Annotated in this window: 9 protein-coding genes; all 9 read right to left on the bottom strand. The window is 34.8% G+C overall.

Translation table 11 applies throughout. From position 1 onward, the window contains the following. Positions 1-49: 49 nt before the first annotated feature. Complete coding sequence (gene rimP / locus ACT5E3_RS04920; protein ID WP_444997193.1) at positions 50-505, bottom strand: ribosome maturation factor RimP; 456 nt, start codon at positions 503-505, stop codon at positions 50-52. Positions 506-1,223: 718 nt separating this feature from the next. Continuing rightward, entirely contained in the window at positions 1,224-2,261 is a 1,038-nt protein-coding gene (locus tag ACT5E3_RS04915; protein ID WP_444997192.1) for an NAD-dependent epimerase/dehydratase family protein, read from the bottom strand. Next, a complete protein-coding gene (locus ACT5E3_RS04910; RefSeq protein WP_444997191.1) occupies positions 2,251-3,585 on the bottom strand; it encodes an FAD-dependent oxidoreductase in 1,335 nt (444 codons plus the stop codon). The genes ACT5E3_RS04915 and ACT5E3_RS04910 overlap by 11 nt, the downstream gene beginning before the upstream one ends. A 45-nt stretch (positions 3,586-3,630) precedes the next feature. Beyond that, positions 3,631-4,449, bottom strand: coding sequence for an AfsA-related hotdog domain-containing protein (locus ACT5E3_RS04905; protein WP_444997190.1), 819 nt, complete (start codon positions 4,447-4,449; stop codon positions 3,631-3,633). 179 nt (positions 4,450-4,628) lie between these two features. Continuing rightward, positions 4,629-5,867, bottom strand: a complete 1,239-nt coding sequence (locus ACT5E3_RS04900) for a hypothetical protein (protein WP_444997189.1) — start codon at positions 5,865-5,867, stop codon at positions 4,629-4,631. After that, the gene (locus tag ACT5E3_RS04895) at positions 5,868-6,734 is read right to left on the bottom strand and encodes an outer membrane lipoprotein-sorting protein (protein WP_444997188.1); all 867 of its coding nucleotides are present in this window, start codon (positions 6,732-6,734) and stop codon (positions 5,868-5,870) included. Continuing rightward, positions 6,724-9,090, bottom strand: a complete 2,367-nt coding sequence (locus tag ACT5E3_RS04890; protein ID WP_444997187.1) for an efflux RND transporter permease subunit — start codon at positions 9,088-9,090, stop codon at positions 6,724-6,726. Before ACT5E3_RS04890 ends, ACT5E3_RS04895 begins: the two co-directional genes overlap by 11 nt. 66 nt (positions 9,091-9,156) lie before the next feature. Then, positions 9,157-10,542: a condensation domain-containing protein gene (locus ACT5E3_RS04885; protein ID WP_444997186.1), complete on the bottom strand. Its 1,386-nt coding sequence runs from the start codon at positions 10,540-10,542 to the stop codon at positions 9,157-9,159. Between the two features lie 23 nt (positions 10,543-10,565). After that, positions 10,566-11,354: a Phenylacetic acid catabolic protein gene (locus ACT5E3_RS04880; protein WP_444997185.1), complete on the bottom strand. Its 789-nt coding sequence runs from the start codon at positions 11,352-11,354 to the stop codon at positions 10,566-10,568. Positions 11,355-11,397 lie beyond the last annotated feature (43 nt).

Here is an 11,397-nt window from a genome sequence, read left to right as displayed (position 1 = left end):
AAAAACCGAACGTAAAACTACAGAATAAACCATCTAACATTCCTTCCTATTAACTATAATCCGGAACTAAATTTGCTTTATCAACATCTCCAAAATCTAGCACAAACTCTACATTATCAACCATTATTTTAAGCTGTTGGTCATCTGTCGAAATCAGTTTGCCCTTAAATTTACGCCTACCATTTACACCTACATGACATCTGATTTGAACCTCAGAGCCAACAAACTGCTCAAAATGAGCCAAAGTAAATAGTGGTCTCTCTAACCCGGGAGAAGAAACTTCAAGATTAAATTGACTTGAAATAGGATCTTCTACTTCCAATATACCACTGGCTTGATGACTAACACTTGCACAATCATCAACGGTAATACCATTTTCATGATCAATATATATTCTCAAAATTGTGTGCTTTCCTTGACCAATATATTCGACCCCTAAAAACTCATACCCTAAAGCTTCCGCCGCTGGGCGTAACATATCTGTCAACTTATCAATTTTTGCCATTGAAAGCACCTCAGCAGTAAAAAAACTAAATTATCAGTATACCGCACAAACAAAAAATGGGCACTTAAAGGCCCATTCCAACAAACTATACCACCCCAGAGTAAAAACTTTAAAGCTACTGATATATAGGCTAAACCATGCACCATAAATCATAACAAGTTATCAGATACAACCAGGAAGGAACCTTATACTGTCATCGTCGATTTGGTTTAATCGACCTATTAAAAAGCCCCAATTTAGGGGCTTTTTAAGATACAAAATTGGTAATAAACATTGTAAACCAACTATTGGCTTACAGTATGTAAGATATAACCATCTTACTTACCATTAAAAGAAGCGTTACTATCTATCTAATTTGATGAGGGAGCCCGCCTTTCCAAGTTGCGCGGATTATAACAATATAAGCTCAGCCCTTACAAGCAGGGATTCAGATAATGTAAAAAAAACCTTAATATAATGATTTAAAGCGCCCATTTAAGATACTTTTCTGACCTCTTTATCATATCTAGTTAGTATGACTTAATTAATCATTTTAGACTCTCATAAAACACATAACCAATATTTTGTAAGCCATCTATCTCAGTAATTGATAACAAGAGAAAATACAATATTAAGTAGAATACTCTGATGCGGTTCGTACATGTGCCAAATATAGTGCAAGACCAGTAACAATAAGTCCTCCAAGTATATTAACTAATACAACGTCAGGTTGAAAAAATTAAGTCAAGCTTAGAGAAGCTTTTTCATCTACAAAATTCAAAACAATCCATTCAATAGTATCTCTTACACAACCGGAGAAAACTCGGTGTGTCCACCCAAGCTCCTTTTTAGCTAATTCACTTGAAAATAATGTTCGCTTTTTTCCATATTCTTTTACAAATGCTCTGGTTGCAAAACGAGGTGTTCCAAGAAAGTGATGAGCAATGGTATCTAAAGCGGGCAACATTGGCAGAGCATAATTACCCAAGGTAATTTTAGGTACTTCAGCTTCTGGCCTATGAACTTTTAGCTCTTTAAATAAGTCAGACAAAGAACAGTAATATGCAGAAAGAATATATCGCCTAAAGTTTTTACCTGACTCATATGCCAATAAGTGGCCAAGTGCAACATCTCTCACATCCACAAAACTGAAAGAAAATGGGGCAGCAACAGGAAACTTACCTCTATACGCCAACTCTAGTGGCTGCGTGCTAGGAGTATGATTTAAAAAGTTTGGGCCTAATATTGCAGAAGGTAAAATCGATATAAATTCAATTTTATGTTCACTGGCAAAACGTTTCGCAAATAATTCCGACTGTACTTTGGCATAGGCATAAGGCTCTGTCGTCGATAAATTCCAAGATTCTTCATTGAGTCCTGTTTCATGTTCAGCATGACTACCAACAGCCGTTGTACTCGATGTAAAAATAACGCGCTTAACACCACATTTTGCCGCTGTTCGCATGATATTTTGTGTTCCTACCATATTCGGTTTAACAATTCTTTCTTGCGCATTTTTAGGGGCTAAACTATAAACTGCTGCCAGTTGAAAAAGACCTTGCACATCTGACATGGCATTTTCCAAGCTTTCAGGATTAAGTAAATCAGCTTTTACAACTTCTGCTCCCATTTTCTCTAACATTTTTACTCTGGGATCTTTATCAAGTCGCCTAACGCCAGCTTTAACACGATAACCACTCTTTACCAATAAATCAGTTAGAGTTAAACCTAAATGCCCAGTAGCCCCAGTAATCAGTACAGAATCTTTATACTGCATTTCTTAGCTCACTCTGTTTAATCTCCTCTTCAAAGCTTTGCACAACTTCATAAGAAGCTCTAAAGCAAGCTTCTAGTGCAGCTCCTCGGATATAATCGCCAGTCAAAAAAAGTCCACTAAAAGACTGACGAGTAATTTCTTTTACACGCTGTATTAAATTATTATGGTTGGGAGAGTAAGCACAATAACCATATTTAAAATATCGATAAACGTAGTTTTCTCGATCTTTTTTATCGACAGAAAAATGGGAATTTAAAGAAGCTTCTCCCATTGCCAATATCTCTTCAGGATCCGTGTTTTCATGAATTGTTTGATTCGTTAAGCTACCACTAAAAGTATAACGAACCATATCCAAATCATTAATACCGTATGCACCAGCATTACTCAAACAATGTTCAGTGCCAAAGACTCTAGCCCTTACATTATTACCAAATATATTTTTACGATATTTAGCAACTGCAATAGCAACAGGATTATATTTAACTTGCTTTAATTTAAAGCTAAGTTCACTGTTAGCTTCCTCAAGAATTTTTGCCGCATAAGGAGCAGGCGTTGCAATAATAACCGCATCATAATTCAAAGATACAGGTGTCCCATCTTCTTGTGTAGCCATTATTCCAACAATACGATTTCCTTGTTGCATTAAGCCAGTTACTTGAGTACTATTTTTAATTGAAATATTGGGACTAAGCTTTTCGATTACAGCATGAACGCCATCAACCAGTTGGTCATATTTATCCATAATCATTTTCAAATTTGAACCAAAATTACCAAGGTAATAATTTTCAGGCTCGGAGCCATTCATCCTAATAGTAATGGGCCGAACAAAGTTATTAGTGCATTTTTCGCAAAAAAACTCGTCCATTGTTTTATCTTCATTATCACCAGCTAAATGATTGAAATAAGGCCCACCTAAATAACCATTGTTTTCATTAAGCTTAATAACAGCCATCATAGGCAAAATTCTTAAAAAGTCTTTCACTCCGGTTAGTGCCACCATATTTTTTAATGCGCTTATCGGTTTAGTTGTATCAATAACATGACTTTTCCCCTTTATCTTAGAGGATGTATTAATACCAAAATATTCGTATTCAAAATCGCCATGATCAGCAACAAACTGCCTAAACAAAGGATAATTTCGACCAATATTTTTTCCGCCAAAACCAATTTTTCTTGTACCAATATAATCACTACCAGCCCTTCCACCAAGTTCTTTATCAGCATTTATGATTTCAACTTTGAAGCCTTTTTTTTCAAGAAAATAGGCTGCGGCAATTCCTGAAATCCCACCACCAACAACCCCCACCTTTCGTTCATAGTTCATATAAAAATCCTGTTTTTACTTATATTTTAATTTTGAAAATCTTACTTAAGCACTTTCTAGTTTATTAGAACCTGAACTAACGGAAAATACAGGTGACTCAGCAAACTCAACTTTTACTTGTTCGTTCCAGCGGCTTACCATATTTCTTAAGTTCTTTTTAGCTTCTCTTGCCTCAATCACTGCTAATTTTCTTTTGGGATATCCTGTCACTTTACAGCTAACAACACAAACGGCATCATCATTTTGACAAACTTCAACGGAAAGACTCGTTACTAAAGCACTTTTATTATTGAAACCTAACTCTTCAATTGAGCATATCATTTCTGCATTAATGGGAAAAAGATAGCGAGAATAACTAACATTAATTTCATTCAAGACATAGGAGTATTCTCCACGTTCATCAGAACCAAATGCCTCAGTTTCTAATACAGCCATCATAAATTGTCGTGCAGCTTCAATTAGTAATGTTCCTTGAACATGCTGTCCTGTGACGTGATCAGCCATTTCATCACAACTTTCATCTAACAACAACGTAGCTTTGTACTGGCGCTCTGACAACCGACAAAGATTAGAAACAACAACATTTTTTTTGTTTTTTTTATGTACTAAAGAACTATCTACAATATCACGATCCGGCAAAATCAAAGAAATTTTATCTCGCAAAGGTGAGTTATTAACTGCAGATTGTAACAACTCTATAGCTCTTGAACTAAACCCTTGGCCGACTATCACTACCTCAGCCTCTACAGTGCCAATACTTATCCCTTCAATAAAGTCAGAATAAGTCATCACACCTAAATTTTTCGCAAATTCAGAAAATTTGTCTGATACTAAAATAAGTACAGGATTATTTTTGAGCTTCATAACTTTAACCTCGACTGGTACATAGTGTAACTCCGTGTTTTATTTTAATAAGTTACGAACATTAACAAACCTTACTTTGTCTTGATAAAAGTAGAATTTAACATTCGTTTTCAATCTAGCTTAAATAAAAAGTATTAATATTTTTTATTTACCACTTCTACAAACAACATCATAAAAAATTACAAACCAAACTTCATTCGAAGCTCCAACACAACAACTTGATTTTTTTCTAAAGAACCCAAATTAGTATTCATATCACCGCGATAATTTGTGTAATACCCATTAACACTAAAGCTATCTGAAATATCATATGAAATTTCTCCAAATAGAGAATATGAATCCTGTGACAAACTATACAGAACGCCTACTTCCCCACTGATAGCACCATAAAGTGGCGCTCGGCTTATGCCCAAAGCTAAAGCATCATCTTTTTTATTTGTTTGAAACCATATCGAATCATTTAATTTTTTTAAACCATCTGTAAATTCATTAACCTGTAAAGCCCCTTTATCAACTCGCCTACCCAAGTATTGAAATGAAGCAAGCCACCCTTCCTGAAACTGTCTTTCGATTCCAACAACAGCATAATCAAAATCTTGCGGCGCATAAGCAAGTTGAGTATCTTCCTTTTTTAAGTTTGTTCGTGCAAACTCAACTCTCAACCCATAATAATCACTAAGGGATACAAATAAATCCATTCCAAAAACTTCATGCTCAGGACGAACAATTAACAACTCTTGCGCATTGCTTTTAATATAAGGAAGCAAAGAGATTCCATTTAAATAACTAATAGAAGCTTCTATAGCTTCAAAAGTTACATCTGTTTTTATAGCCCAAGTTGACTTTTTTGCATCTGGAGTTATGTCGCTACTTGTAAACTGCTTTATAAAAGTTTGCGGCAATGAATGTCCTCTCAATTTTGGAGAATAAATTAATGTAGAACTCAACGGTCCATCACCTAAATACTCCACTTTAAACAAATCAGCTCCCCAACGCTGCTCATCATCATCAGTCAAAACAGCCCGATAAACTCTTGGTGATAAATTATCGGTAGGATTAAATTTATCTGCCCGTCCCCAAGGTAATATTTTTCGTCCTAAAGAGAAATCCCAATTACCCCAACTCCAATTAGCATAAAGCTCTCTAATGTAACTTTCATCTTCATAGTCCAAATCGGAACTGGCGACAAAAAGGCTGGTTTTCACGACAATGTCTGATGAGTAAGCTAAATCAAACCTGCTATTAAACCCTTCTATACTCTCATCATCATTTAAATCCATATTTCCCGTTGCCGAGACAGCACCAACAAAAGCTTTTCCTGAAAAGCTATTGGAATAACTAAACTCCGTATAAATACTTATTAATAAAAAGCACATCAAGAAAAAGAACTGTTTTTTAGTATAAAACAGGTAGTTCACTTACCTTCTCCCTAACCTCTTCATACTAAACATTCTTTTTTCATATTCTTCACCCATTTTTACAGTATTAAGCAAAAGAGTTGAAACTGACTTTTTCTTTATTGTTTCCATAACTCTTTTTTGGGCTATCCAGGTACTTGTTTTAATGTCTTGAACAAAACTTGATAAGTTTTGCTTTTTTAATTCTTCATTTTTTTTATTAAAATAACGAATTCTATAAGGCAAAAAGGATTGGCTAGAAACATAAGTAATTAATTTTTGATATCCTAATGATCTTACATTATCCTCAGAAAGAACAGTCGATTGAACAATAAAACAAGACTCATTGATGTCAATAGGCATACACTCAGTATCATTTATAAACTCATGTTTATATTCTTCAGTTCTAGCACTCATTAAATCAGCATATGAAAAATCAGATCCCATAAAGCTATCATGTTTACTAGAAGAAAGAATTCTACGTGTTTTAGATAAGCTGGGTAAGTACATCCATATATCATCACTATCAGCACCATTTTCATGAATTAAAAAAGAGACCCCAGAAACATCAACGGGCTCAACAAAGCGAAACAAACGCAAACTACCCCGCTCATTTTCTCGTTTCAAATTCATTGCAGAACCACGGCGATATTTTTTCCTATTGCCTTTATTAATATTCAATTCAGCTTCGGCTTCCCAACTAGGCATAAGCCCAACGACTACACTTTTGTCAAAAACCTCTTCTGCTGTATATTTATTTTCACTCGCACTAGCACTATTTATTTTTGATACATTGACTAGTTTATCATTATCAGCTAATAATTTTTCTGACGTTACAAGCAAGCTAGAACAATAAATAATCAATAACAAAACTATTTTAAACTTCATAACGTCCACCAATTTTAATTGCGGCTCTTTCAGAAAAAGGCGTAATTTTTTTAATAATCCCTAATTTTTCGCAAGCCACTAAAACAGCAGGTGTAAATAAAAACTCGCAACAAGCACCAATACCAATAGCTAGAGCGGTCAATGTACCAAACTTTGCTAAACTAGCTACACCAGATAAGTTGTATACTAAAAAGCCAGCGACTAAAACTATCGATAAGAAAATCATTGCTTGACCAGAGTTAGTATATGCATGCTTTAAAGAAGTCAACATTGTTCCAGGTTCATTGTGCAAATGCTTTAAAAAGCCTCTAACAAAATGAATTGTATCGTCATCTAACATCCCTATTGCAATTGCTGAAACAAGAAGAGTAAAAGGATCAATAAATATACCAGTAAATCCCATAGCTCCAAGCACCATTAATACAGGTATAAGATTGCAAAACATCATTGCAGTGCCCAGCATGAACGATCTAAATACAAGGACCATGACACATAACACAACTAATGCAGAAAGTAGTATTGCCTGTAGTTCTGTCTCATAGAGATATTTTGTTAATGCCGACCATAGTGGAATAACACCTGTCACATTGACATCGACTTCAAAATCACTAGTCTGTTGGTAATTATTAACAAACTCGTCGATAAACTTATAAAGTGGTGCATAACTGGACTCTGGTAAATATTTTAGGCGCAAATTAACTCGAGCTTGTTTATAATCAGCCGACACAAGTTCCTCAAGCTCATCATCTCCCGACGATTCATATAAAAACATGACTTCTGCAACAGATTTTCTTGAACCGGGAATTTTATAAAAACGGTTATCACCCTCATTTAATGCTTGGTTAATTTCTTTTACTAAATCTGCCGCACTATATGACTGTAAACCAAGATGACTAAACTCTTTTTCAACGGCTCTTTGTAAAGATGCCATCGACTTCAATAATATAGGACTTTTTGCATCAACCCCTTCAGCACGACTAACATCAAAAATGACCTCCATCGATGCAGCCCCACGTAAAGATTTATCGACATACTTATATGACTTAAAAATGTTCGTGTCTTCTTTGAATAAGCCAATATAGTAATAGTCCACACTGAGTTTAGTTATTCCCCAAGCAGAAAGACCAAGAAAAACCGCTAACAGTAACAACATCAGTTTCCATTTGTTATATACAAACTCTGCAATTTTCTCGACAAACTCGCTACGCGCGGTTAATGTATTTCGTAGTCGTTCAGATATTTTAATATCCCCAGACCAAGACAAAGCTAATGGAATTAATAGTAATGCTAAAATAACCGATGCAACTAAACCGCCTCCCATAATCAATCCAATCTCCTCAACAGGTTTCACTTTTGACCAACTAAAAGTGAATAGAGCACCAGCCGTTGTTGCGACAGATAAGATACTCGTTACCGCTGAATGGCTATAGGCTCCAGCAATAGATTCTCTTAATGACTTTCCGCTCAACCTTCGTTGATAAATTTCCATTAATAAGAAAACTGTAGAGCCTACACCAACAGACATAAGGAAGCCTGGCATAATAGGTGTGAGTAGTCCCGCAGGAGCTCCCATCATTCCCATTAAACCAACAGCAACCATTATTGATAGAGTCGCAATGGTAAGAGGAAGAATAGTCCCCATCCATGAACGAAATATAAAGAAAAATCCAAGACCAACAATTAAAAAAGATAAACTTCCAAATATTGCACTTTCTGTGTTAATAATTTTAAATACATCGGCATCAATAATTGGTGCACCAACAACAACAGGATTTAATTCACTATAAGCATCACTATTGATAATATTTCTGATATTTTCTGCTAACTCAATTTTGTACATAACTTCTTTAGCACGAAGCTCAGTTTGCGCCAACAAGCCTATTTTTGTTCCATCAGCACTAATTAGTAAGTCATTATAAAAGGGATGTTCTAATGCCTGTTGACGTTTATTGAGTAATTGCTTCTCAGTAAAACTTTCAGCAGACGCTAAAAAGTCAGACACATCAATAGTTCCTTCTAAGCCTTGAATATATCGAACATTAGTAATAGATGTTACTTCTGTTACCGCATCTAAACTCTCTATCGATTCGGTTAATGTTTTAATTTTATTAATAAACGATACAGTCCAATTATCAGGTGCATCAATAACAATAAAGCTATATTCATCACTGCCAAATGTCTCTTTATATTTATTGTACATTTCAAGCGTTGGATCCCCCTCAATAAAGAAAGAGTCCGGTGTATTATCAAAGCGGAGCATAGGATAAAAAGCGATTGATGCTAACAAAATAATTATCAGCAAAGTGACAGCCTTTCGCTTATTATCTAAAACCCACTCACCTAAATTGAAATTCATGTTTACTGTTCTCCAGTAGAAAAGACTTCTTTACCCATAACCAAACGATTAAAAAAATGATTAAAATTAAGCAGCTATTGTCGCTCCATTATTGATTTCAGCTTCATTGCCATCAAAGTTAACTTCACTCAGCTTTTCAAGAAACGGATTCACTAGATCATTGACCACTTCTTCTTTTGATAATTGATCAGTATGATAAAGAGTAAGCAGTCTCAACTTGCCTTGAAAACTACTTAATTGAAATAAAATTTCTCCTGGAGGTATCAGCACAGGAAATGAGATATAACTCAATACATTAGCTTGCCCAAAAGCTTTAAGTTCAGGATCTAAAACTCCAACATTTGTACAAATTACATTAGTCCGAATCATTACTTTGGATGCAAAGTGAGCAGCAAAAGCCTTTGGCATTAATAACGCCATCCAATGATAAATGCGATACTTGTAGAGCTGCATAAGGGCACCTCCATCTTTCATTGAGTCAAGCTGTTTATTAAAGGCTTTTTCAATTTGCTCATCATTATTATTCAAGTTAGCCTTTAATGTATAAGGAACAGAAATACAATCATAAAGTTTTTCTACCATTGGATCAGACGAAAAGCGTCTCAAGCTAAAGTTATCAAGAATCTTTAAAGAAGATGATTTTTGTTGTCTTTCATGGTTAAAGTCTTCAATTGTCCTAACAAAAGCACGTAAAAAACAAGGATGTAGTGTTACTTGTTTTAATTTGGCGTTTTGTTTTATTTTCTCAAAGTCATCTGTAGCAATTTCAGTGAGAACAAGAGATGATTCTGAGCGATTAGTTTTAGGTAGCTTTAAACGCCCAGTTGGCTCGAATAAATCTTGTAATACAGAAACCAGTGCCTGTATAAAAAAAACAACCTTTTTAAAAAATGAGCTCCCTTGTAAAAACATCCGGTCATGATTTCTATCTCTAACATCAATTTTTTTAAGAAGTTCATCAGAGCTAGTGTTGTTATGCAGCGCATTATAAAAACGCATTAAGTCCGTTGTGAATATATTAGCCGAGCGCCCGTCAGTATAGACATGAGTTGTCAGGATTTGTAAAAAGTTTCTTGATGGTGTACTTAGCAATATAAAACGAAAAGGGTGTTTTTCTTTACGTAATACAGAATATTCACTTACATTAGAAAACATTTGACAACTTATCGCTTCGTCGTCATCACTTTCACACTTTTGCATTTCCACTTCAATAGGTAGCTGTTGTTCAGTATTAACCCAAGTAAACCAAAATAAACGACGTTTATATACCGATTGAGCCATAGGATGCCGAGCAATAGTCTTTTTTGCAGCCATTAAAAGCGTATCAGGATCAATTTCACCATCAAGTTCTAACCAATCACAGCTATTGGTATTTTTTATTTGCTCTAGTAACGCAAAGCATTGGTTCATCCTTCCATATACTTGTTCACGACCTTTAGTGCTAATGCTCATAGCAATCTCCTTATTTTTTTATACTAAGCTCTGTATGGAAAATCATTTTTTTCTAATTGAATCAAATCTAAAGCATTAAGTGCGGCAAACTCTTCTTCAACTTCTTTAATAAACATATTTCTTAACTCTTCATTATCTTTACGTTTAATACCAAATTTCTTAAGCATTTCACTTTTATGAGTTGATGGTGGCCCAAAGAAATTAAGACCTTTAGCATACCAAGTAGAAATTTTTTCTTTAGTTTTTTCTCTATCAGTTTGTTTAGTTAACCATTTTTTTAGTTCTCTCATACCAAACCCAATATGCCCAGCTTCTTCCTTAAGAATAGTTTCATTAGCTTCTGACCAAGGAGTAAAGCTGGCATCAATAAAGTTGGTGACCATAAATTTACCTGCACGGTCAAGAAAAACATGATTCAACATAATATCAATCCATTCATTACTTTCTTCGCCCACACTTAGCGGACCTTCTAGCGATGCATCGTGCATTTTTTTATTGCCACTAGAACGGCCTTCAGCAATATCAATAGCTTCTTCTTCACTGACACGAATATTTTCTAGAATTTTATAAATCAAATACGAATGATAGGCTTCTTCGGCTAGTACATTAGTAAAAACTCTTCTGCATTTATAATCTGGAGCTTTGTCAATCCACTCCACACCTTCAGTTGCTGCTTTTTTTTCAGCATAAGCCTGAATACTCATAATTCTAATCATTTGTTCACGGTATTCTTCTGGCATTTTTTCAAAAGCATCATAATCAATAGTTCTTTTTGCATAGGTAAGCTGTTCTTGTTCAACAAGGGATTCCATTTTTGCACCTTATAATAAATAGTTAATCATTAATTTAAGTTTT

It is taken from the genome of Aliikangiella litoralis (assembly GCF_052495765.1).
The sequence above is the reverse complement of the archived record's forward strand: the minus strand, read 5'-3'. Positions and strand labels throughout refer to the sequence as shown.

Bases quoted from the DNA above. Each gene is read 5' to 3' on its own strand.
- rimP (WP_444997193.1), bottom strand. From the start codon at position 505: ATGGCAAAAATTGATAAGTTGACAGATATGTTACGCCCAGCGGCGGAA.
- ACT5E3_RS04915 (WP_444997192.1), bottom strand. From the start codon at position 2,261: ATGCAGTATAAAGATTCTGTACTGATTACTGGGGCTACTGGGCATTTA.
- ACT5E3_RS04910 (WP_444997191.1), bottom strand. From the start codon at position 3,585: ATGAACTATGAACGAAAGGTGGGGGTTGTTGGTGGTGGGATTTCAGGA.
- ACT5E3_RS04905 (WP_444997190.1), bottom strand. From the start codon at position 4,449: ATGAAGCTCAAAAATAATCCTGTACTTATTTTAGTATCAGACAAATTT.
- ACT5E3_RS04895 (WP_444997188.1), bottom strand. From the start codon at position 6,734: ATGAAGTTTAAAATAGTTTTGTTATTGATTATTTATTGTTCTAGCTTG.
- ACT5E3_RS04890 (WP_444997187.1), bottom strand. From the start codon at position 9,090: ATGAATTTCAATTTAGGTGAGTGGGTTTTAGATAATAAGCGAAAGGCT.
- ACT5E3_RS04885 (WP_444997186.1), bottom strand. From the start codon at position 10,542: ATGAGCATTAGCACTAAAGGTCGTGAACAAGTATATGGAAGGATGAAC.
- ACT5E3_RS04880 (WP_444997185.1), bottom strand. From the start codon at position 11,354: ATGGAATCCCTTGTTGAACAAGAACAGCTTACCTATGCAAAAAGAACT.